The sequence below is a fragment of the Pseudomonas sp. Ors-4-3C genome, from assembly GCF_055755035.1.
Genome location: NZ_CM146900.1, coordinates 3,417,402 through 3,439,974 on the forward strand (window position 1 = coordinate 3,417,402; position 22,573 = coordinate 3,439,974).

Annotated in this window: 21 protein-coding genes and 1 pseudogene; 6 read left to right on the forward strand and 16 right to left on the reverse strand. The window is 57.1% G+C overall.

Annotation, left to right across the window (positions count from 1 at the left end):
• Positions 1-141 precede the first annotated feature (141 nt).
• From ACVHNU_RS15320 to ACVHNU_RS15335, 4 genes are all read right to left on the reverse strand, one after another.
• Positions 142-666, reverse strand: a complete 525-nt coding sequence (locus ACVHNU_RS15320; RefSeq protein ID WP_201137114.1) for a hypothetical protein — start codon at positions 664-666, stop codon at positions 142-144.
• Positions 666-1,394 (reverse strand): alpha/beta hydrolase, encoded by a 729-nt coding sequence (locus tag ACVHNU_RS15325; RefSeq protein ID WP_473017722.1) that lies wholly within the window; start codon positions 1,392-1,394, stop codon positions 666-668. Before ACVHNU_RS15325 ends, ACVHNU_RS15320 begins: the two co-directional genes overlap by 1 nt.
• A 3-nt stretch (positions 1,395-1,397) precedes the next feature.
• Entirely contained in the window at positions 1,398-1,895 is a 498-nt protein-coding gene (locus ACVHNU_RS15330; RefSeq protein ID WP_473017723.1) for a PAAR domain-containing protein, read from the reverse strand.
• A 135-nt stretch (positions 1,896-2,030) separates the two neighbouring features.
• Positions 2,031-2,696: a ribonuclease T2 gene (locus ACVHNU_RS15335; RefSeq protein ID WP_473017725.1), complete on the reverse strand. Its 666-nt coding sequence runs from the start codon at positions 2,694-2,696 to the stop codon at positions 2,031-2,033.
• 165 nt (positions 2,697-2,861) lie between these two features.
• On the opposite strand from ACVHNU_RS15335, the gene ACVHNU_RS15340 reads away from it, so the two are divergent.
• Entirely contained in the window at positions 2,862-3,332 is a 471-nt protein-coding gene (locus tag ACVHNU_RS15340; RefSeq protein WP_473017726.1) for a hypothetical protein, read from the forward strand.
• 76 nt (positions 3,333-3,408) lie between these two features.
• Positions 3,409-4,194 carry a transporter substrate-binding domain-containing protein gene (locus tag ACVHNU_RS15345; RefSeq protein WP_473017727.1) on the forward strand — a complete coding sequence of 262 codons (786 nt, stop codon included), beginning with the start codon at positions 3,409-3,411 and terminating at the stop codon, positions 4,192-4,194.
• 132 nt (positions 4,195-4,326) lie between these two features.
• Here ACVHNU_RS15345 and ACVHNU_RS15350 read toward each other — a convergent pair whose 3' ends face one another.
• The 7 genes and pseudogenes from ACVHNU_RS15350 to ACVHNU_RS15380 all read right to left on the reverse strand — a co-directional run bounded on the left by ACVHNU_RS15350 (position 4,327) and on the right by ACVHNU_RS15380 (position 10,331).
• On the reverse strand, positions 4,327-4,542 hold the full coding sequence (locus ACVHNU_RS15350; RefSeq protein WP_081794889.1) for a hypothetical protein: 216 nt from the start codon (positions 4,540-4,542) through the stop codon (positions 4,327-4,329).
• 102 nt (positions 4,543-4,644) lie between these two features.
• Complete coding sequence (gene rimA / locus ACVHNU_RS15355; RefSeq protein ID WP_473017728.1) at positions 4,645-5,424, reverse strand: S6 modification regulatory phosphodiesterase RimA; 780 nt, start codon at positions 5,422-5,424, stop codon at positions 4,645-4,647.
• A 134-nt stretch (positions 5,425-5,558) separates the two neighbouring features.
• Positions 5,559-6,431 (reverse strand): methyl-accepting chemotaxis protein, encoded by an 873-nt coding sequence (locus tag ACVHNU_RS15360; RefSeq protein ID WP_473020075.1) that lies wholly within the window; start codon positions 6,429-6,431, stop codon positions 5,559-5,561.
• Positions 6,417-7,493: pseudogene (locus ACVHNU_RS15365) on the reverse strand (methyl-accepting chemotaxis protein); the annotation flags it as partial. The gene ACVHNU_RS15360 and the pseudogene ACVHNU_RS15365, both read right to left, overlap by 15 nt.
• A 447-nt stretch (positions 7,494-7,940) precedes the next feature.
• A complete protein-coding gene (locus ACVHNU_RS15370; RefSeq protein WP_473017730.1) occupies positions 7,941-8,303 on the reverse strand; it encodes a DUF6124 family protein in 363 nt (120 codons plus the stop codon).
• Positions 8,304-8,804: 501 nt separating this feature from the next.
• Positions 8,805-9,206: a hypothetical protein gene (locus ACVHNU_RS15375; RefSeq protein WP_226500016.1), complete on the reverse strand. Its 402-nt coding sequence runs from the start codon at positions 9,204-9,206 to the stop codon at positions 8,805-8,807.
• 747 nt (positions 9,207-9,953) lie between these two features.
• On the reverse strand, positions 9,954-10,331 hold the full coding sequence (locus ACVHNU_RS15380) for a DUF6232 family protein (protein ID WP_103484270.1): 378 nt from the start codon (positions 10,329-10,331) through the stop codon (positions 9,954-9,956).
• 200 nt (positions 10,332-10,531) lie between these two features.
• On the opposite strand from ACVHNU_RS15380, the gene dusA reads away from it, so the two are divergent.
• Positions 10,532-11,527 (forward strand): tRNA dihydrouridine(20/20a) synthase DusA, encoded by a 996-nt coding sequence (dusA, locus tag ACVHNU_RS15385; protein ID WP_003226510.1) that lies wholly within the window; start codon positions 10,532-10,534, stop codon positions 11,525-11,527.
• Positions 11,528-11,579: 52 nt separating this feature from the next.
• Here dusA and ACVHNU_RS15390 read toward each other — a convergent pair whose 3' ends face one another.
• Positions 11,580-12,413 (reverse strand): undecaprenyl-diphosphate phosphatase, encoded by an 834-nt coding sequence (locus tag ACVHNU_RS15390; RefSeq protein WP_473017731.1) that lies wholly within the window; start codon positions 12,411-12,413, stop codon positions 11,580-11,582.
• Positions 12,414-12,920: 507 nt separating this feature from the next.
• Here ACVHNU_RS15390 and ACVHNU_RS15395 point away from each other — a divergent pair.
• The 3 genes from ACVHNU_RS15395 (at position 12,921) to ACVHNU_RS15405 (ending at position 16,387) form a co-directional block, all read left to right on the forward strand.
• Positions 12,921-13,664, forward strand: a complete 744-nt coding sequence (locus tag ACVHNU_RS15395) for a winged helix-turn-helix domain-containing protein (RefSeq protein ID WP_473017733.1) — start codon at positions 12,921-12,923, stop codon at positions 13,662-13,664.
• A gap of 279 nt (positions 13,665-13,943) precedes the next feature.
• Positions 13,944-14,603 carry a winged helix-turn-helix domain-containing protein gene (locus ACVHNU_RS15400; protein WP_103520637.1) on the forward strand — a complete coding sequence of 220 codons (660 nt, stop codon included), beginning with the start codon at positions 13,944-13,946 and terminating at the stop codon, positions 14,601-14,603.
• A 389-nt stretch (positions 14,604-14,992) separates the two neighbouring features.
• The gene (locus ACVHNU_RS15405) at positions 14,993-16,387 is read left to right on the forward strand and encodes an undecaprenyl-phosphate glucose phosphotransferase (protein ID WP_201137009.1); all 1,395 of its coding nucleotides are present in this window, start codon (positions 14,993-14,995) and stop codon (positions 16,385-16,387) included.
• Positions 16,388-17,895: 1,508 nt separating this feature from the next.
• Here ACVHNU_RS15405 and ACVHNU_RS15410 read toward each other — a convergent pair.
• From ACVHNU_RS15410 to ACVHNU_RS15425, 4 genes are read right to left on the reverse strand one after another with little or no spacing between them, the layout of a single operon-like run.
• Positions 17,896-19,974: a YjbH domain-containing protein gene (locus tag ACVHNU_RS15410; RefSeq protein WP_473017734.1), complete on the reverse strand. Its 2,079-nt coding sequence runs from the start codon at positions 19,972-19,974 to the stop codon at positions 17,896-17,898.
• On the reverse strand, positions 19,971-20,732 hold the full coding sequence (locus ACVHNU_RS15415; protein ID WP_473017735.1) for a capsule biosynthesis GfcC family protein: 762 nt from the start codon (positions 20,730-20,732) through the stop codon (positions 19,971-19,973). Before ACVHNU_RS15415 ends, ACVHNU_RS15410 begins: the two co-directional genes overlap by 4 nt.
• A complete protein-coding gene (locus ACVHNU_RS15420; protein ID WP_003226524.1) occupies positions 20,729-21,394 on the reverse strand; it encodes a YjbF family lipoprotein in 666 nt (221 codons plus the stop codon). Before ACVHNU_RS15420 ends, ACVHNU_RS15415 begins: the two co-directional genes overlap by 4 nt.
• 8 nt (positions 21,395-21,402) lie before the next feature.
• Positions 21,403-22,518 carry a polysaccharide biosynthesis/export family protein gene (locus ACVHNU_RS15425; protein ID WP_177434754.1) on the reverse strand — a complete coding sequence of 372 codons (1,116 nt, stop codon included), beginning with the start codon at positions 22,516-22,518 and terminating at the stop codon, positions 21,403-21,405.
• Positions 22,519-22,573: the final 55 nt, after the last annotated feature.

The window sequence follows — 22,573 nt, forward strand, 5'->3', positions numbered from 1 at the left end:
GCCAACACATGCCCGCCCAGTTGTATCGGCGCGCAAGAGATTTGGATGAACGCTGTGCGTCGATTTATTTTCAGTTGTGGATTTGCGGGTGATCGCCCTCGCGTATCTGCGTAGGGCAATCGCGCAGTGCACCGATGACGGCTATCGGGGTTTGTTGATTTCCCGCAGCAAATCCGCAACCGGCAGGTTCATGGTGTTTGAGTAGTAGGGTTTGTAGCCGTACGCGGTGACGACGACTTTGCAGGGGATTTGTTGTTTACCAAGCAGAAGGGCATTCAATTCCTGTACTGAGAGATCCTCTTGCGAAGTACCGTTATTTTGGGTCTGTCGCAAAAAAGCACTCGTCATATAGTTGAATTTACCGCCTGCCTGACTGGTTTCTTCCACCTCAATCAGTCCGTAAGCCGAGTACCTGAATCGGTTAGTGATGGAAAAATTCTGATCATCACCAAGCGGACACTCAAACATCGTCGACGCTGCGCCCTTCCCCATACCTCTTCCGAACAAATCCAAAAGATTTACATCCGAGTCGTAATGAATTTTGTAAAGCAGACCAATACTTTCCCTTTCCACTGACAGGAAGTTGAGATTCGCAGGAGGCACTGTGTGATCTTTGGCACATGACGAGCACAATATGGCTAACAGAAGAACAGACAATCTTTTCATCAGCGATTGCTCTCTCGAATTGACTCGAACATCAAATCACTTGCCGATTTTCCTTCAACGACAGGTCGGGTAAACATCGCTGGAGCATTAGCGTGGTTCGTATCCATGGTGACATTAATGTCAGGCCCGCACAGCACTTGCCATTTTTCCCCGAAATCCGCCACCGAGTCGGACTGGTCTGGCTTGGAAGGCATAGCTTTAATGTTTACCCAGAAATCAGCCATCGGTGTTGGCTTATCTCCGTAGATATCGGATCCCAGCCACACCAAAGTACCTTCACCTACGGGGTCGAGCGTAACGAGCATGTTGATCCTGTAACCCCACTCCGACATTACACTGGTCAAATGCGCGCCGTTCCATCCCCCAAGGCTGTGTCCGACAATGTAGATTGGACAAGACTTGTAGGGAATTATGTTGAGAACATTTTTTTGGATGTCCTTCTTTCCCCGAACCTCGTTATACCCAAGCCATTGGGATTTATATTTTCCTAGTTTGGTCAGGTCCAGATTACGTTTGTCGAAACCGGTCATGGCCTGGTTCACGTTCCCGAACGGCCCCGAAAAATAATAACTTTCCTTATCCCCTGCGCCGCCAATAAAAAACACAATCGCCTTGGTACTCTCCACCGGCACAGGCTTGTCACTGACATCCTTCTTATCCGTCAGCGCATGTTCCTTGTGCAGCTTGTAATTGTTGCCTTTCGCGCACGTTACTGTTTCAGCGGTCATGCCTCACTCCTGCAAAAACAGCTTGATGGTTTCAGGCAGGTGCGAGCTGACTTCGTGGGTGAACCCGTTAGCGTCAGACACCCCGTGTTCCAGACGCCCGTCTGCACGCTGGATCACGTAGGGATGATTGATCATGGGCTCACCGGTCACGTCATTGACCAGTTTCAACTTGTCTGTGAAATGCACCGGCATTGGCAGCAGACCACTGAAAGGCGCCGCTGTTACTGTGTCACCGATGATGACCGTGCCTGACCCACCAATGACCACATTGCCGTGCCCCCCGGTGCTGTCCAGGGTCGCGGCGTTTAAGCCATTGATAAAAACTGTTGAGGAAACGCCGCCAGTAATGGGGCTACCGCACGCTGATTTGTCGGTCATTCGCGCGGCCGCCAATCCGTCGAAATTCACATTCGGCGAGCCACTGGCAATCGGATTGGTGCCATGCCCCGGGAGTGGGCAGGCGGTTGGATCGGTGACGCGGGCGGCGGGTTTTCCGCTCATGAACAGCTCCTTGCAGTGTTGCGGGTCATCCTTTGGGGGGCGCAAGCATGCGTGAATTTTCCGGGTGCTTCAAACCTTCAGGCGAAAAAAAGGCGCCTGCTTGGGCGCCCTTTCCTGTTCGTGAAACCGCTCACATCAACGCGATGGCGGTACCCGAATATCCCCCGCCCTGCACTGCGTCTTCACGCCCTTGCCGCACGCGCCGAACTGCAGATCCTTGCCCATGCACACCCGCACCTCCGACAGTTCCGGGCCGCTGCAGATCACCGCGATGCCATCCGCCGGGATCCCCGGGTTGGCCTTGCGGAACAGGTCGGCGATTTCCTGGGCTTCGAAGTAGTACGAGGAACTGAACGGTTGCAGCTCTTGCGGGATTTTCACCGCGCCGACCGCTTTGTTCGCTTCGTCCAGATAACCCATCGCGCCCAGACCGCTGCAGGTGCCGTGCTTGGACCACTCGTGATCGAGCAGTTTTTTGGTCGGGAACAGCGTCAGGCCTTTGGTCGTTTCAGCTGCCGACAGGGTGGTCAGCGGCGGGCAGGACTCCGGCCAGCCGCCATTGGCGTATTGCGGCCACAGACCATGCAGCACGAAACCGTAGCCCTTGCCGGAACACTGCACGTCGTCCTTGTGTGTCAGGCAAAAGGTCGGCGACCAGGACAGCGTCAGCAGGTAGTAATCGAACTGCCCCGCCACCGCTTCCGTTTGCACCTTGCTGGCGTTCGACTGACGCGCCGAACTGAGGCCGATGCTACCGGCCGTCAGCGCAATCACTGCCAAAATTGTAAACAGCTTTTTCATCTACCCGCTCCTTGGGACGCCTGCGTCCGTGGTTTTCGATCCTGACCAGACTTGGCCAGCGCTGATTTCGACATGCTTGTGTTGCAAGCGCATGACGCAAGGCAACGCCGTACGCCGTTGAAAGGTCTACGATTAACAGGCAGACATCAAACCAAGGGATCCGAAATGAGTAAAGCAGACGAACTCGCCGCCAAACTCAAGCAAACACGGCACACCCATGCGGATGCCGCGCTGGAGATCGATTGCTGGCCGGCGCAGGTCTACGATCTGTACCACCGCATCGAGGGCTGGCTGCAGCCAGTCACCGAAGTCGGCCTGAAAATCCGCCGCAATCCAACCCACGTTTGCGAAAGCTCACCCGACGGCGAGAGCCACGATTACGCGATCGACCAACTGGTGATCGAAGCCAATCAACGAACCCTGACATTTGATCCCATCGCGCGGTTTACCGAGGACGGCGCCGGCCGCGTGCAGATCACCCTGCCCGAGCGCAACACCTATCTGCTGCGCACCGTCGATGAACATCACGAAAGCCATTGGTGGTTGCAAACGGTGGAAACCGGTCAGGAACTGGATGCCATTGCGCTGACGGAGAACAATCTGTTGCAGGTGGTGCAGGAAGGTCTCGGCCTCTGACCGCGAGCTACCCATAGGGATCAGCGCCGGGAACGTGTTTAACTTCTCACTCCGATCCCTTTGAAGCCCGACAGACATGCCCAACAACAAAAAACTGCTCTTGCTCGGTTCATTGCTCGCACTGAATTTCAGCGCTCAGGCCACCGAGCAAACTTCGCACCTCGACACCATCCAGCAACAAGGCCAGTTGCGCGTCTGCACCACTGGCGACTACAAGCCCTACACCTTCAAACGCAGCGACGGCGACTTCGAGGGTATCGACATCGCCATGGCGCGCTCGCTGGCCGACAGCCTCGGCGTGAAAGTCGAGTGGGTGCAAACCACCTGGAAAACCCTGATGCCGGACATGCAGGCCGGCAAGTGCGACATCGGCATGGGCGGGATTTCGGTGACGCTGGAGCGGCAGAAGAAAGCCTACTTCAGCAACACCCTCGACAGCGACGGCAAGATCCCGCTGGTGCGTTGTGCCGATCAGTCCAAATACCAGACCATCGAGCAGATCAACCAGCCCAACGTACGCCTGGTCGAACCGGCAGGCGGCACCAACGAGGCTTTCGTCCACGCGTTCCTGCCCAAGGCGCAACTGGCCCTGCACGACAACGTGACGATCTTCCAGCAACTGCTCGATAACAAGGCCGACGTGATGATCACCGACGCCTCGGAAGCGCTGTATCAGCAGAAACTCAAACCGGGTTTGTGCGCGGTGAATCCGCACCAGTACATGCAGTACGGCGAAAAAGCCTATCTGCTGCCGCGCGATGACATCAGCTGGAAACTGTACGTTGACCAGTGGCTGCACCTGAGCAAAGTCACTGGCAGTTATCAGAAGGTCATTGGTGAGTGGCTGGCGCTGCCGCAGTAATCTTCCAGGCACAAACATTTGTGGCGAGGGAGCTTGCTCCCGCTGGACTGCACAGCAGACCTTCTTTTTGGGGGGCGCTGCGCGCCCCAGCGGGAGCAAGCTCCCTCGCCACAGGTTCAGCCTCGATTTTGATCAATCGTCGTGCAACATCCCGGAGCTGTACTGGTTCAAGCTGCTACCAATACTGTTACCGCCGAATTTGAGGGTCGTTGCATTTGTGCGACCCTCCGGCGATTGGCAATCCGAGGAGAAACAACTGGTGGTGGTCAGCCCACCGGAGCCCGAACAGGCACTCAATACCGAGACAGCTGCAGCGATCAACAGCACTTTGACGACATTGGTGCGCATGGTACGGCTCCCCTTGGGATGATCTTGTGCAAGCATCGTAGGCCTTCGCCGCACCCGGCAAGATGAAACTTTGCCGATCGACAGCGCGGGTTCAGGTTCGCCTCAAATCGGCTGCCACGCCTCCACCGGAATCTGCGCCATCGCCTCAAACGCCGGTTTGGCGAACCAGAAACCCTGCATCAGATAAATCCCGCAATCAGCGAGAAAATCGCGCTCTTCCGGATGCTCGATGCCCTCGGCAATCACGTCGACGCCCAACTCGGCACACATGCCCACCACGCCACGCACAATCGCCTGGCGTACGCGGTCGCGATGGATATCGCGAATCAGCGCCATGTCCAGTTTGATCAGGTCCGGCTGAAAGTCCGCCAGCAGATTCAGCCCGGAATACCCCGCACCGAAGTCATCAATGGCGGTCTTGAAGCCGAACTCGCGGTATTCGCGCAAGATGTTCATCAAGTGTTTGTTGCTTTCGACGTGCTCGCCCTCGACCGCTTCGAAGATCAGTCGATCAAGCGGGAACGCATGTGCGCGGGCCGCCTCCAGCGTGCTGCGAATGCACATGTCCGGGCGATACACCGCGTTGGGCAGGAAATTGATCGAAAGAAACCCGGTGAGCCCCAACTGCGCAGCCGTGGAGATCGCACGCACGCGGCACAGTTGATCGAAGCGATAGCGGTTCTGGTCATCGACCTGCTCCAGCACCGACAGCGCACCCTCGCCCTGCACGCCCCGGACCAACGCCTCGTGGGCGAAGGTCGATTGATCACGCACATCCACAATCGGCTGGAAAGCAAAGGAGAACGCCATATCGGCCTCGCCTTTTTGCCGGCATCCTTGGCACCCCCCGCTGGGCTGGGGGAAAACGGGAATATTGGTCATGACGCCCCCTGAGAGCGGGTTGTAACCTTCCATGGCCCAGAAAATAACAGCACGGACCGGATGGCCGCCGCTCGGCGGCCCCCACTTATACACGCTGACCGGTCAGGCCAGCCCAAGTTCATCTCAAAACGCCATCAGATTCGAAAATGCGATGTCATGCGCTGCAGGTCCTGCCCCAGCGACGCCAGTTCAATGGTCGCGGCAGCACTTTCTTCACTGGCGACGGCCGACTGATCGGCCACATCGCGCACACTGACGATGCTGCGATTGATCTCATCGGCCACCGCGCTTTGCTGCTCGGCGGCGGCGGAAATCTGCAGGCTCATTTGCTGGATCGTGCCGATTGAATGGTTGATCTCGGTAATCGCCTGCTCGGCCTTCTGCGCCAGCACCACGGTGTCCAGGGTGCGCTCGCGGCTGGATGTCATCAGTGTAGATGCCGCTTGCGTGCCCTGTTGCAGGGTGACAATCAGCGCTTCGATTTCCTTGGTCGAATCCTGGGTGCGCTGCGCCAGCGACCGCACTTCATCGGCAACCACGGCGAAACCACGGCCCTGCTCCCCCGCCCGCGCCGCTTCAATCGCCGCGTTCAGCGCCAGCAAGTTGGTCTGCTCAGCGACTGCCTTGATCACATCGATGACCTTGCCGATCTGCTCACTGTCCTGGGACAGCACGTTCATCGCTGCGCCCAACTCTTCGATCGCCACCGACAATTCACTGATCTGCACGGTCGCCTGCTTGACCACCGCACTGCCGTGACGCGCCTGCTGATCGGCCAGGGTCGCAGCGGCGGATGCGTCCGTGGTATTGCGCGCCACCTCCTGCACCGTCGAAGCCATTTCGTGCATCGCCGTGGCGACTTGGTCCACCTCGACTTTCTGCTGACGCACACCGGCGCTGGTCTGCTCGCTCATCGCCGAGAGCTTCTCGGCCGATGTCGAAATATGCGTGACACCGTTACCGATCCCCTGCACCAGCGTATTCAGGCTTTGCGCCATGTCCTGCATCGCATTTTGCAGATCGCCCAACTCATCCTTGCGGCTGGATTTGGCTTGCACCGTCAGATCGCCCTTGGCAATCCGTCGCGCCAGCTCCACCGTCAGCGCCAGCGGCCCGGTGATCTGCCGCGAGATCAGCACCGAAGCAAACAGACCGACCACCAGCGCCAGCACCGTCAGCACTGCAATCTGGATAAACGCACGCTGTTGATCGTCCCGAGCCAGACGCTGCTGGGTGTCCATCAGGCCGGTCATGATGCTGTCCATCGCCTGGCTCTGCTGATCCACCTGCTGGCGCAGGCTCTGCTTCTGCTCGAACAGCGCGGCGACCTCCACCAGCACCTCGCGATAACGGCGCATGCCGGCCTGCGCCTCTTCAAGCTGACTCGACAGGGCCGCCGGCAAACCGCTGCGCGCCTTGCTCATGTCGGCCAGAAACGCATCAGTGGTGTCCAGCAGCACCTTCTTGTTGGCCTCGCTCGGCACGGCGATATAACGCCGCAACATCAGCCGAAACATCGTCATGCCATTGCGCAGATCCGCCACCGTGCGCAAGTCCGCCACCCGTGCGCTGTCGGCCGACGCCAACGCACTGGCCGTGGTGCTCTCGAACATGCTGTTGAAGGTCTCGGCGTACTTGTCCGACATTGCCCCCAACGGTTTCAGCGCATCGCTGGTCGCCTTGTCCGCCTCGATCAAGCGCTTGACCCGCTGATCGTAAGCCAACGTGGTGTCCTGCAACTGCTTCAAGGCCTGCTGGTTTTCCGCCCGCGTCAGGGTCTGCAACGCCTTGGCGATCAGCCCCTGCAACACCGTCAGCTGCGACTGATAAGACTCGGCAAACGCCGCATCCGCCGCCGCTTCGTACTGCTTCTCCGACAGCCGCATGTCCTGCGACGCATCGTTGAGCGTGCCGATCAGACGCGTTGTGTCCAGGCGATCCACCAGCACATTACTGCTGCTATAGCCAATGAAGGCCACCGCCCCCACCGCCAGCAAAAGAACGCCAAACCCGGCCCCCAACTTTCGGGAAACCTTGATGTTGCCCAGGAAATTCGATGCTTCTGCCATGTTCAGCCTCTAACGCCCTGACGCGATTCAGCGTCAGGCACAAAAAGTAGATCTCTGATAACCGGAGTTACCACTCATATTCGGGGTCGTCGTCCTGGGCGAAATACGGGCAGCTTCCACTGACCCGGCTGCAAATAGCCGATGCGAAAACCGTTTTGACGGCCCACGCACCGACGGACAAATCCAGGACTCAAGCTGGATTTATCGTTTCAGCAAAGGTGTTGGGAACGGATGCTATAAACTTTGGGAAAAGTTGTACAACTTTATATTTTTGTACAAGCAGTGAACTTTTTCGTTCGCATGATGACGCATTGCCATCATTTTTCGTGGCACATCGCTATTGCTACGGAAACAGGTTGAAAACCGCCATTTTCGGCGGATGTCTTGCGCATCGACAGAACGCCCTCCGCGACCACGACCTCGCCGCTTGCCACGGAGGGCAGCGCTCTACGCCTTGAGCTCGACGTTATCCAACGCCTGATTCACCGCCAACTCCCCCAACATCACCACCTGCGCAATGCCCAACAGCGTCTTACGGTGCGAGACATCCAGCAACGCGGCGAAATCGTTGAGCATGGTCGTGGCGGAACCCAGGGATTCACTGGCGTTGGCGAGCAGGGATTCGGTGTCGTAGGCCGGGTTGGCGAGGAACATTGGTTTGGATTGATCACCGCTGGCCATGATCTGGCTGGTTGGGGTGAGGTAGTGATCGAGGGCGCGCTCGGCGGCTTCGTGGAGTTTGCGGGAATCGAGGGATTCGTAGGGGGATGCGGGGTCGGATTCTGGGGGATTCGGTGTTGGTTTGAACATGGTGTAACTCCTGACGGATAAACGAAAAGGAGCCATCACTCTCGCTACCAAACGAAGGGTGGAGGCCATACGCAGGTTGGTAGACCGGTCGTCAGGAACCCCGGCGCATCCGAAGACGCCCCGCGCATGACCACCATAAAACGAAGACGAGAAACGCCCTCGCAAGACAGTAGTCTTGTGCTTCTGACGGAGACGGGCTACCAAACCCGATCACTGGTTTTCAGTGACGTAGGGACGATAGAACCTGCGGGCTAGACGCACAAGCCGGCGGATTCTGTCTTAGGTGTAGGGGATGGTGCAAGGTGGTGTAGGAGCGGGACTGCAACAATAGGCTTCATTTAAACAGACGCGATTTTTCTGTTCGCAGAGGTTCTAAGAGCACGCTAATAAGATACGGTCACCAGTACAAAGAGCAATTCGGCCCTTTTTCAAGCGCTGTAAGTCGCTCCAGTGAGAGGACGGCAAAGCGTGCTATCAATCGTGAGTGATCAAAACTCCAATCTAAAAGAACTCCGGCAAATTAGCTTTCAAAATAGCGAGCGACATCGCCTCCGGTGCACGAAACCATATGTTGTAAGCCATCAGTAGGCCCGTTATTTCCTTGTCTTGGACCTTCCAATAAAGATGCTCAAAGCCTTGGACCTTAACGAAAAAACTCAGCATCTCATTGCTGAAGGCATAAAACTCGTCGTGATCTAGGCTGAAAGCTTCCGCTGACTCAAGCAGTTTTAGGTAGTAAAAAGCGACCTCATCTTGATCGTCACCACCTTGTGCCCCTATTGGCAAACTGAAATCAGGTCGCCCATTGAATCCCTCATGTGCGATCTTGTGACATTGATAGCAAAGCGTGATCCCATTGCCGGTTTCGTATCTAGCATGTGGAAGCAAGGTTCTTCTGAACACATGATGCGCCTGAATCCGATCGTCAGAGCTGCAGACTACACATTGCTGGCCGTCTCTAGCCCTAATAAATCGACTCCAAAGCGACAAACACCACCTGTCAGATCGCTTGTTTACGACCGCTCTAAGCAATTTTTCCCTGAGCCTCCTCAACTGCTCCTGATCAATTACAGGTCCTCCAGAACAACTCATCATTCACTCCTTGGTCATCAAACGCGCGTTACGCCGACCACCTTTACGAAATGACTCCCCAACCAAAAAATATTTCCGATTGAAACAACTATCAAAGGTAATAAGTATGGCAAGTAGCCGCAAATCAAAGCCATCTAATGAGAGGAAAAATTTTGGAAAGTCAAAAAGCCCCATTTTCTACTTTTGAGTAGAAAAAGAAAAAACGAAATCCTCCATGGACACGGGACGAGTTAATTCTTGCTCTTGATCTCTATTTCCGCCATCGACTATCATCGCCCCCACGATCCTCACCAAGACCTCGCTGTACTCTCCGCTTTCCTAGGCCGAATGGGGAAATTACTCGGCATCGCTAGTCAGGAGATGTTTCGAAATGAGAATGGCGTGACCATGAAAATGAGTAACTTCAGTCGACTTGATCCTGGGTACACCGCTGACGGTAAAGTTGGCCTGCAAAGAGGGAATCAGGACGAGCAAGTGGTATGAACAAATGGGACGGATTTATTTGCCGCCGGCTTTTTTACCGTCGAGCACCTAGCATTAAATAAATCCGTCGCTTTTTCATCCACGATGAATGATTGAGTCATTTATCGCGCCAACGACTCTGGAAATCCAAGAAAGATCCGCATCTTGCAGAGCTTGCTGCTCCCCAGAAGACGTAGTAAGTACAATTGTATATATCGTCTTCTGCATAAGGAACCAAGCAAGACCTGCAAAAAACAAGACGACGGAAGCGGTATTTATACCTTTGTTATATCCGATAATCGCCCCGACAATCATCAGCAGTATGGGCCAAGTACGGTTAGGATTTATTTGAGAGGTTTTCACTGCCGTGACTCCGCTCATCGCGAACGTCTTTTGCCCCGGAAGGATGAATCGGCTGTTGGTAACCTTTACTTCACGTTCGTCAAAAAAGACTTTTTCTTGCTGAGCGTCCATTGCTTCTCCCTGCACAGGCTTGGTTTTGTTGGTTTAGAAAATAGGGATTTAGCCATCAAATAGCCACCCTATGCTAGTCAGATGATTGAAAAAAGCACTCACAAATGTCGCAATCATCGCGGGAGAGCATCTGCAAGCCCGCCACTCTCAATCCTGATAAACTCCCCCACCTCCCAGCCCCACCCAATCCAGAACCGCCAATGTCCCCTATCACCGCCACACCCGCCCCACTCTCCCGCCGCTTCTCCGTCGCCCCGATGATGGATTGGACCGACCGCCACTGCCGTTTCTTCCTACGCCTCCTGTCGAAGAACGCCCTGCTTTACACCGAAATGGTCACCACCGGTGCCCTCCTCAACGGCGATCACGAACGTTTCCTCCGTCACAACGAAGCCGAGCACCCTCTCGCCTTGCAACTCGGCGGTAGCGTTCCGCTGGATCTGGCCGCTTGCGCGCGCATGGCGCAGGAGCATGGTTACGACGAGGTGAATCTGAATGTTGGCTGCCCGAGTGATCGGGTGCAGAACAATATGATTGGTGCGTGCCTGATGGGGCATCCGCAGTTGGTGGCGGATTGTGTGAAGGCGATGCGCGATGCGGTGTCGATTCCGGTGACGGTGAAGCATCGGATCGGGATCAATGGGCGGGACAGTTACGCCGAGCTGTGTGATTTCGTCGGGACGGTGCGGGATGCCGGGTGTACCAGTTTTACCGTGCATGCGCGGATTGCGATTCTGGAGGGGTTGTCGCCGAAGGAGAATCGCGACATTCCGCCGTTGCGGTATGACGTGGCGGCGCAGTTGAAGGCGGATTTTCCGGAGCTGGAGATTGTGCTGAACGGCGGGATCAAGACGATGGAGGCCTGCCATGAGCATTTGCAGACCTTTGACGGTGTGATGCTCGGGCGTGAGGCTTATCACAATCCGTATTTGCTTGCGGAGGTGGATCAGCAGTTGTTCGGCAGCAGCGCGCCGGTGATCAGCCGTGCCGAGGCGCTGGCGCAGTTGCGGCCGTATATTGCCGAGCATTTGCAGGCAGGCGGCGCGATGCATCACATCACCCGACATGTGCTGGGGCTGGGCACCGGGTTCCCGGGGGCGCGCAAGTTCCGCCAGTTGTTGTCGGTGGATATTCACAAGGCCAAGGATCCGCTGGCGCTGCTGGATCAGGCTGGCGAGTTGCTGCAAGGGCGTTGATGCCCTCCTTCCGTAAAACGCGCCAGGCGGGTTTACCCGCCTGGCGTGCGCATCACCCCGCCGCCGCTTCCGTCCAGTTCACCCAGCCAAACAACCACGTCGCCAGAATCAACAAGCCAAACGCGATCCGATACCAGGCGAACGCGGCGTAGCTGTGGTTGGCGATGAATTTGAGCAGGCCGCGCACGGCGATCATGGCGAAGATGAAGGCGATGACGAAACCGAGGGCGAACACCGGCAGGTCGCTGGCCTGGAACAGGTCGCGGTATTTGTAGCCGGAGTACACCGCGGCGCCGACCATGGTCGGCATGGCGAGGAAAAACGAGAACTCTGTGGCGGCTTTCCGGGACAAGCCGAACAATAAACCGCCGATGATGGTCGAGCCGGAGCGCGACGTGCCGGGGATCATTGCCAGGCATTGCACGAAACCGATCTTCAACGCGTCTGACCAGCGCATGTCGTCGACGTGATCGACGCTCACGACATGGTTGCGCTGTTCGGCCCACAACATGACGACGCCGCCCACTACCAAGGCCATGGCCACGGTGATCGGGTTAAACAGGTATTGATGGATTTTGTCAGCGAACAGCACGCCGAGGACCACCGCCGGCAGAAAGGCGATCAGCAGGTTGAGGGTGAAACGTTGCGCATTGCGTTGGGTGGGCAGGCCTTTGACGATGTCGAAGATCTTCGGGCGGAACTCCCAGACTACGGCCAGAATTGCCCCCAGTTGAATAATGATGTTGAACGCCATCGCGCGTTCGCCGCCGAAGTCCAGCAAGTCGGCGACGATGATCTGGTGGCCGGTACTGGAGATCGGCAAGAACTCGGTCAGGCCTTCCACTGCGCCTAAAATCAACACCTGGATAAAGGTCCAGAAATCCATTAATCCTCCGTCAGAGCGCTCTTGATGAGCGACCGGTCAACTGTATTCAGGAATTGAGTATCTGAAGTTAAACAATCGGTATAACGCGACACCCATTGCCTGATCAGGCGACGGAGAATATGTCTTATCAAAAGACACACTCAAGCCATGTTAATAATCGTCCGCCTACGAACCGCTCGAAAAATATTTAGGCATTTAGTAGAAAAAAGTTGGATCAGCCAATAAAGTGTGATCAAGCTCACACTATCTCACGATCACGGACAGTGGCAATTGGACATGAATAAAGCCGTGGCCATAGATTCAAAATAGTGGCACAATTCCACATTGCCACCATGTAACGACTAGTTCACAGCCCCGAGAAAATCAACTAAAAGCTTGAAATGCTTAATTATTGTTAGAAAACTCGGGAGCCACGTCTAAAAATCGCGTGAATGTTACCAATTGTCAGTCACAGATGAGAACCGGTGCTTTAACATCCCGATGTCAGCACCTAATTCGAGTCAATGCATGATGCTCTCAGGGAACTTGGCGACTAGAAGTCCGCGCCCGACAAACGACGTACCCGGTGTTCTCACTCTGGGCCGAACCTGTGGCGTGGCCGAACATTTTAGAGCGCTGGTCGCAAAGCACGTACGCACTGATATGGCACTTGAGGCCAGTTCGTACACTAGTTCATTTAAGCACAATGAACTTTCTGGTTCGTATCGAGCCATCTTCATCGTTATCGACACTCCGCAAGCGCTGGAAGACAATCTTGCGCTGATCGAGAACCTGCGCATCAATAACTTGAAGCCGATCATTTGCGCGGTCATTACCGGTCGCGGCGCGTTCAACAAGATCAAGTATTTCCTGGCCGGGGCCGACTTCTGTATCAAGCTCAACACCCTTTCCGACGAGGGCGACGAGTTGCTCGGTGAGTTCTTCAACAGTGAAGAATGGCAGCGGGATATCAACCTCACACTCGACCCTACGCGCATCTGCCTGCTGGGCGGCACCAGCCAGAAACTCGACATCTCGTTTGCCGAGATGAAGATCCTGGAAGCCTTTGCGCAGACCAGCAATCACATTCTCAGCCATGATGAAATCGCCAGCATCATGGGGCTCAATACCAATTTCTACGACCCGAGGGCGCTGGAAAAATCCATCAGCCGCTTGCGTGGAAAAATCAAGGACATGTATGGTACGAACGCGATTCAGAGCATCCGCGGCTACGGCTATCGCCTGATGCGGGGTCTGATATCGACTGCCTGACTCTCGGGCAGCCATCCTCTTTGCATACTTACGAAGGATCGTCATATGCAACCATACCGCTCTAGTTGTACTTCATACCTAATTATAATCAAGCAATTGAATGAGCACGGCTACACCGAACCATAACAATAAACTTAACAACATAGCAGCAGAACGAGTGGAACTTATCGAGGGCCATTTTGGGCCCAGACCCTGCCTGTCGATTACTTCCAAGGAAGTTATTGCTCGCCTGCCGATTTATCTTTTCGCCCATTTTGGTGCACATTTTAGGAGAGAGACATGGAAACTAGTACAACCCTCCCAAGAAAATATTTTGTCGTCGTGACCAACAGTACAACGTCGCAGCGTGAACTTGAGAGCATTCTGTCCAGCGAGCGCTTCAATTCGTTTGGCACGTCTCAGGCACAAATGTTTATTGAAGGTGCTACTTCGCCCTCTTCCGCCCCGATGCTGATGGAGTTTTCTTACCCAAGCGGCACTCGGAAAAACGTCGCCCGCACGATTGAACACGATACCCAGCGCATACTGGCCACCCTCGAATCGGAATGGCTCGCCGCACAATCGGCAAACCCGTTTCACCAATCCCCGACAATGAACGCGGACACCAGCCACCAGACTTCAGCCAATGAAGACGGCACTCCGTGCAGCGAAACCTGGCATCTGGACAACGATCAAGGCGCTCTGGTCAAGGAAGGCGTCGAGATCAGCCTTACCGGCCTGGAAACCGCACTGGTGCGCAAAATGCTCCATCACGAGGAACGCGTAGTCAGTCGTGATGACCTGATCCTCAGCATCGGCCGCGAGCCGGAGCAATATCGTGGCCTGGAGATGTGCCTGAGTCGCCTGCAGGACAAGTTCAAAAGCGCGAGTAATGGTGAGCGATTGTTTCGTGCCGTAAGAAACCGCGGTTATTGCCTCATCCAGGAAATCGTTGCGTAAACACGTACGATATCCACGAACAAAACAAACAGAAAACAGTGCGATTACAAAAACAACAAGAGCACTCTGTTTGACTTCACCTCCCTGGTAATAATAGCTCCCTGCCTCCACCCCTCCTACAGTAACAAACACAACATAATTTATTCACCCCCTGCTCTGCGACCTTTTCTAACAACCTTGTATTTGATTATTAAAAAGTTGGCACTGTGCCATCTTGTTAGAACTCGTCAGACACCCTCTCCGGCAATAACTTAGTCTATTGATTGACGACAGTTCGGCCTATCGACGTTGTTACCTCAGGACACTCGTCCAATAACAACAACAAGCCTATCTAGCAACTCGGACTTCAACTGTCGAAACCTGAATGGACGTATTTCTGGGGATATCTCATGGAACTTTCTCTACGGATCAATCGAAATAACGGCCTCAAGGGACTTACCTTCTGGGGCCAATGGGCATTGGCGCAGGCTTTCATTGTTGCGTTGTTATTCATACTGGCTGAACGGCACACAGGCACCGTCGAGTTCTATTACCGCATGTGCGCGACACTGGCGGTACTGGCCTCGGTGCCGGCGTATACGTTCAGCGGCGTGTATCGCAAGCAGGACAATTACCTGACCGGGCTCGGACGTTTGTTCATGGGCTGGTCGATGACCATGGTCGCGCTGGCTTGCATCGCGTTCGTGTGCAAGGCCGACGAGGTGTTCTCCCGCGAGGTGACGCTGAGTTGGGCGGTGTACGGTTTCCTCGGTCAGGCGTTGCTGTACGCACCGTTGCACGCCTTTTCCAAGTACTACCAGCGCTCCCGCACCAGCGCGCAGAAAACCCTGATCGTTGGTACCGGCGAGCTGGCACTGGGTCTGGCAAAGAAGATCAGTCAGGTGGAAAACCTGCCGTTGGTAGGCCTGGTCAGCAATGGCCCGACGCCGAATCTGGATGCGAATGCGCCGCGTGTGGTCGGCGATCAGGAAGATTTGCTCGAGCTGATCAAAGACCATGACATCCGTCGTCTGTACATCACCCTGCCGCTGGCGGAGGCGGCGAAAATCGAAGCGATGTACGTCGATTTGCTCGGCGCCAACGTCGATGTGGTCTGGGTGCCGGACTTGAACAGTCTGACCCTGCTCAACCACTCGGTGAAGGTCGTGGACGGTCTGCCGGCGATCTGCCTTAACGAAAGCCCGCTGACCAGCCGCCCTACTGCTGCGCTGAGCAAGAGCCTGTTGGAAAAAGGCGTGGCGTTGCTGGCGATCATCCTGTTGAGTCCGGTGCTGCTGTTCATTGCGTTGGCAGTGAAGATCAACTCGCCGGGGCCGGTGTTCTTCAAGCAGGATCGCCACGGCTGGAACGGCAAGGTGATTCAGGTGTGGAAATTCCGCTCGATGCGCGTGCACGATGACCGCGAAGTGGTTCAGGCCAGCCGCAACGACTCGCGTATTACTGCGGTCGGGCGCTTCATCCGCCGCACTTCGCTGGACGAGCTGCCGCAGTTGTTCAACGTGCTGCAGGGGCAAATGGCGTTGGTCGGTCCACGTCCGCACGCGGTGGCGCACAACAACTACTACTCGGGGAAAATCCTCGCGTACATGGCTCGTCATCGAATCAAACCGGGTATTACCGGGCTGGCACAGATCAGCGGCTGCCGTGGCGAGACCGACACCATCGACAAAATGCAGCGTCGCGTCGAGATGGACCTGCATTACATCAACAACTGGTCGTTGTGGCTGGATCTGAAGATCCTGGTGAAGACGCCGTTTACGTTGCTGTCGAAAGACATTTATTGATGGGCGAGTGGTAGATCAGGCAATACCGCAAGGGGACGAAAGTCCCCTTTTTTGTGGGCGGGATTTGGGTAGTGGATCAGGCTGTTGCGATGGTGGCAGTGCCGGCGCCTTCGCGGGCAAGCCCGCTCCCACAGGGTCCGGCGGCGTTCACTCAAATCGGGCACACCACAAAATCACTGTGGGAGCTTGCCTGCAAGCGATAGCGGTGGATCAGGCAACATGGATTTTGAATGGACTGGCGCCTTCGCGAGCAGGCTCGCTCCTACAGGGATCGGGGTATGGATCAGGTATTCGGTTCACCCCGAACCACTGTGGGAGCGTGGCTTGCCCGCGAAAGCGGTGGGTCAGGCAGCGCAGATGTTGAATGGGCCGACGCCTTCGCGAGCAAGCCCGCTCCCACAGGGGATCTCGGTATGGATCGAGATATCCGCTTCACCCCAATCTACTGTGGGAGCGTGGCTTGCCCGCGAAAGCGGTGGGTCAGGCAGCGCAGATGCTGAATGTGCCGACGCCTTCGCGAGCAAGCCCGCTCCCACAGGGGATCTCGGTATGGATCGAGATATCCGCTTCACCCCAATCTACTGTGGGAGCGTGGCTTGCCCGCGAAAGCGGTGGATCTGGCAGCACATATGCTGAATGTGCCGACGCCTTCGCGAGCAAGCCCGCTCCCACAGAGATTGCGGATCGCATCGGGATGTGTGGCCTCACCGCGACCCCATTGTAGGAGTGAGCCTGCTCGCGATGGCGGTGTTTCAGGCGACAGGGATGTTGAATGTGCCGACGACATCGCGAGCAGGCTCACTCCTACAGGGATCGGGGTATGGATCGGGTATTCGGTTCACCCCGAACCACTGTGGGAGCGTGGCTTGCCCGCGAAAGCGGTGGGTCAGGCAGCGCAGATATTGAATGTGCCGACGCCTTCGCGAGCAAGCCCGCTCCCACAGGGGATCTCGGTATGGATCGAGATATCCGCTTCACCCCAATCTACTGTGGGAGCGTGGCTTGCCCGCGAAAGCGGTGGATCTGGCAGCACATATGCTGAATGTGCCGACGCCTTCGCGAGCAAGCCCGCTCCCACAGAGATTGCGGATCGCATCGGGATGTGTGGCCTCACCGCAACCCCCATTGTAGGAGTGAGCCTGCTCGCGATGGCGGTGTTTCAGGCAACAGGGATGTCGACTGGGCTGACGCCATCGCGAGCAGGCTCACTCCTACAGGGATCGGGGGTATGGATCGGATATTCGGTTCACCCCGGACCATTGTGGGAGCTTGCCTGCAAGCGATGGCGTTGTGTCAGGCGACAGAGATGTTGAATGTGCCGACGCTTTCGCGAGCAAGCCCGCTCCCACAGGGATTGTGGGATCGCGTCGGGATGTGTGGCCTCACCGCAGCCCCATTGTAGGAGTGAGCCTGCTCGCGATGGCGGTGTTTCAGGCGACAGGGATGCCGACTGGGCTGACGCCTTCGCGAGCAAGCCCGCTCCCACAGGTCTCAAGGGGTTTTCGGGATTACTCGTTAATCTTCGAGAAGTTGCGGTAGAACATGTCGCCCTCGCGGCTATCGGTCATCGAGTGCAGCTGGAAGCTGCGATTGAGCCTGGCGCCGCCGTCACGGGTCAAGGGGGCCCAGACCAGGTTGGCGCGGCGCATGGTCGACATGCTCATCATTTCGTCGAACGGGATCGACAGGTAGAGGCCCTTGTCGAAACTACCCTCCCCATACTCGGCACTGCCCGCCGTGGTGATCGTCGCCCAGGCGCCGAAGCGCACGCCGTTGAAGAACTCGCGAGAGATGTCGAGCGTGCCGCCCCAGTCGCCGGCCAGGTAGCGACCGACGCTGACCGCCGCCAGCGTGTCGTACGGCAAGTCGGTGTAGCCGGTGATGTGCCCGGTCCAGACCGAATAGTCGCGCAGGCCAAAACCCTGGTCGAACTCGCGCTGACGCACATAGTTCAGATCCGCCCCCACCGACCAGCGCTCCCCGGTCGGACGGAACAACACCTCACCGCCGACGCCAGCAAACATCGACTCCAGATAACCACCGTAGACCATGCCATACAGGTCTTTGTCCAACTGCTCGGCATGGCTGACCTGGAACAACGGCATGGTCACTTCCGAGGTGGTCAGGTACTGACGCAAATCGGTACGCACCCGCGGCAGACCGCTCGGCGCATCGTAAGTGAACTTGTCGAAGTTGTTCACCAGGTTGGCACTGACCAGCCCGCTCCACCAGGTGTTGCGGTTGAAACGGTACTCGGCGTCCGCATCGGCACTCAATTGATAGAGCAAACCATCCGGGCCGCCGACGTTTTGCTTGAAGCCCAGACCGACGCCATAGCTGAAATGCTGCGGCGCTTCGTTGTAGAGGGTTTTCTCGTTGTGCGGCATCGCCGGGTTGATCTCGGTGGTGCGGTGCAACGACTCCAGCGGCTCCTCGTTGTTGATCACTTCACGGAAGGTCTGGCGTGGCACGCTGGTCTCTTCCAGTGGCAGGTCGTAACGCTTGTTGACCACGGTGAACCAATTGATGTCGTCATTCACACTGTTGTCGAGAATCCGACTCGCGCGGCCAACGGCCTTCGACGAATGGAAGTAACGCTGCTGCTCGCCGTAGACGATCAGCTCGGAATCACGCTGGCTGATGCGCTCGACCTTGTACCCGGCGTTTTGCTGCAAGCGTTGCGACACGTCGGCCCAGTTGACCTGCTCCATCGGCGTGGTCGGCATCTTCGCCGGCAGCGGTTCAGGCGTTGGATCGTAGGTCTTGGCCGGCGCCTTGCGGCTGACGAAATTGGTATGGAACGTGATGCCGAACATCGCCGTGTTGCCCCGCTCCCACGCCGCGCTGACGTCCACCGAATCCGCCACCTTGAACACCGCGCCGAAGTTGATCGGCGAGTCTTGCTTGATCACGTTGTCCTTGGGCTCGTGCTTGTAGTCGTTGCCTTCGTATTCGAGTTTCAGGCTGAGTCGATCCCACGGTGTCTGATAGCTCACGCCACCGAAGAACGACGGCTTGCCGCGAAAGTACGAACCCGCGTTGACGTCACCGGTGCCTTCCAGGGCCGGACGGGTCTTGAAGCGATCATCGAGGTAGCCCAGCGGGTTGTCGAGGTCGCCACGATTACCGAGATAACCCCAGGCAATGCCGGCGCTGAAATCGAAATTATCAAAGCGCTTGTTGGCGACGAAATATTCGCTGGCGAACAAGCCGGTACCGCCAATGTCTCGGAAGCCCAAAGCGACATCGGGGGCCCAGTGGGTTTCCTGCCACAGCCGGACTTTGGCATCGACCGCCTTGTCCTTATAGCTCTGGCTGCCGCTCATCGACTCCGGCCCGTACGGGCGGTTGGTGATGGCGGTGTAGCGGAACGAGCCTTCGAGCCAGTCCAGTGGCTGCAGCGACACGCTGTAGCGGCTGTAAGGCTCGGTGCGGTTGGCGTTGACGCTCAGCTCGCCGGCCGGGGCCATGCGTGCGGTCGGGGTCTGCAACAGACCGGTGCCACCGAAATCATTCTGGGTAATACGCGGTTCGGCATGCACCAGACCGCACGGCAATAACAACACAGCTGCAACACGTAACTTCAACGAACCACCTCAGCCAGCTGCGTGGCAATCAATTCGGCCAACTGCTGATTCAGTTCAGGAACAGGCGGATCCAGATCATCGTTTTTCACCGGCACCAGAATCTTGCTGCCGGCCACGGGAAACTGCCCGCTCTCGCGATTCCAATGCGCAATGCCCACGCGCCGCACCGCACCATTGGGCTGGATCAGCCACAGGTAATCGGCCTCGGCATCGTCCAGCGGCGTGCATCTTTCCAGGTACTCGCGCGCCTCCAGCAGAGGCTGATAAGGCAGGTGACAGGTTTCGGCGACGGCGCCCAATACCTGTACCTCGTCGACCCGTTTCGGGTAGATCAGCCGATCACCATCGTCGAGACGAATGTTGCGCGCAAAACCGACCTCCACCGCGACCGGATCGAGATCCGCGACCTGGCGCCCGGTGACCGGCATCTGCCGCACCTGTTCGGCCAAGCGCAACGCCAGCGCCGCGCGACTGGGTCGGTCAAACAGCGAAGCCATGCGCTGCAGCACATCGAGATCGAACAACACGCCGGCCTTGAGCCGGGCCTGCTGTTCCAGCAACGACTGGCGCAACAACTCGCCGGCCAGCCAGTAACCTTCGGCATTCGGTACGGCCACGCTGATCACGTCGAGCAAGCGCCCGCCCGGTGGCAAATCCACCGGCCCTGGGTTGGCCACATCGCCACTGACCGTGACCGCTGCCTGACTGACGCCGCTGAGCAACAGCAAAACCGCCGATAACATCCGTAAGCGCTTCATGGCAGGTGCCTGCGATCGGGAGTCAATTGCACGATGCGCACGCGCATTTGCGCGGTCAGTTGCTGCTCGCTCTGCAGGATGAAACCGTCCACCGGATCGACCCAGTAATGGTTGGTCGCGTGCAGGCCGATGGCCGGGACGTCGATGCGCTCGTCGACACGCAGCACGGTGTATCGCTTGTCGAGAATGTCCAGGGTTTGCGTGGATCGGCGGGAGAACCGGCTGTTGACGATCAAGCCAACCTCCTGGCCCTTGTACAGGTCGATCCAGCGCTGACTGGTGAAACCATCGGCGACTTGATGCAGGCCGCGTTTGAACGGCGCGTTGTCGGCCAACCGCGTGCCGTCCAGATCGCCCTCGACGCCGAGGCCGATGGTGCGCACGGCGAGGCCGTCACGCAGCAGCAACACCTGTTTGCCGGAAGCGACCCAGAACTGCAGATCATCACGCTCACGCACCAGCGCCAGCACCCCGGAGCCGGAGGGCGTGGTCAGTTTGACTTGCGGATACTTGACCTCGGCCACCTGGGCCGCGCTCACGTCCAGCTCATCCGGGCCGATCACCGCCGACTTGAGGTTGCGCACCGAAGCGGTCATCAGCGGGTTACAGCCACACAACATCAAGGCCGCCATCAGGCAGACGCCAACTTTCAAGGTTTTCACGGTCGGCCTTATTTGCTGTTGTTACTGAATTCGCTCCAGTTCTTCGCAGCGGAAGCCCCGGTCCCGACAATCGATGCCGACGGCACCAGTTGGCTGATGAAGCGGTTCCAGCGCGTGACGTTGGCCGGGCCGACGTACACCACATCCTGGGGACGCACTTCAAAGTGCGAAGCCAGTGCCATGGCGGTCGGCGACTGGGCTTCCAGTTGATAGATCTTCGCCGGCTCGACATCGAGGTTTTCCACCCCGCGAATCACGTACACCGCGTTGCCGTTGGAAGTGGTCTGGCTCAAGCCGCCGACCGAACCGAGCACGTCGGAGAGGTTCATCGTCGCGGTCTTGAAGCTCAGCGCACGGGGCTGATTGACTTCGCCCATGACGTAAATGCGCTTGTTGTCGTTGTATGGCAGATAGAGCTGGTCGCCGCCCTTGAGAAAGACGTGCTGCAACTCGGAATCCTGATGGTTCAGCGAGTCGAGATTGAGCGGATACACCCGGCCATTGCGGGTCAGCAACAGGCCCGACAGATCGGCGTTGTTGGTGTCGATACCGGCAGTACCGAGGGCTTCGACCACGCTCAACGGGTTGGTGGAAATCGGCTGCGGACCGGCCTTGGCCACGGCGCCCGAGACCACTACTTTCTGACTGGCGAAACGCAGCACCGCGACATCCACTTGCGGCTCGGCGATGAACGCCGACAGGCGGGATTCGATGTCCGCACGCAACTGTTGAATAGTCTTGCCGGCCGCCTGCACTTCCTTGATGAACGGGTAGTACAGCGTGCCATCGGAGCGCACCAGTCGACCGTTGGCGTCGATCTGCTGTTGTGCCCCCGATGGCGCGGTCAGCTCCGGGTGATCCCAGACCGTGATGTACAGCACATCGTTGCTGCCGATGCGGTATTCCGCCGGCGTCGCCAACAATTCCGCCGGCACCGTCTCACGCTTTTGCGTGGCGCGGGTCATCGAGATCAGCTTGGGCGTGATCGGAATCAGCTCGACCCGACTGCTTTCGCTGGCGCCCTGGCGCGTGATGTCGCCGGTGCTCAGGTATTGGCCGGGGGAAAACATGCAACCTTGCAAAGCGATACTTGCCAACAGCAAAAGAGAAAAACTACGAGTCATAATGGCACTACGCTATTCAAGGGCGAATCTAAAAACAAAGTCACCCGACTTGCGT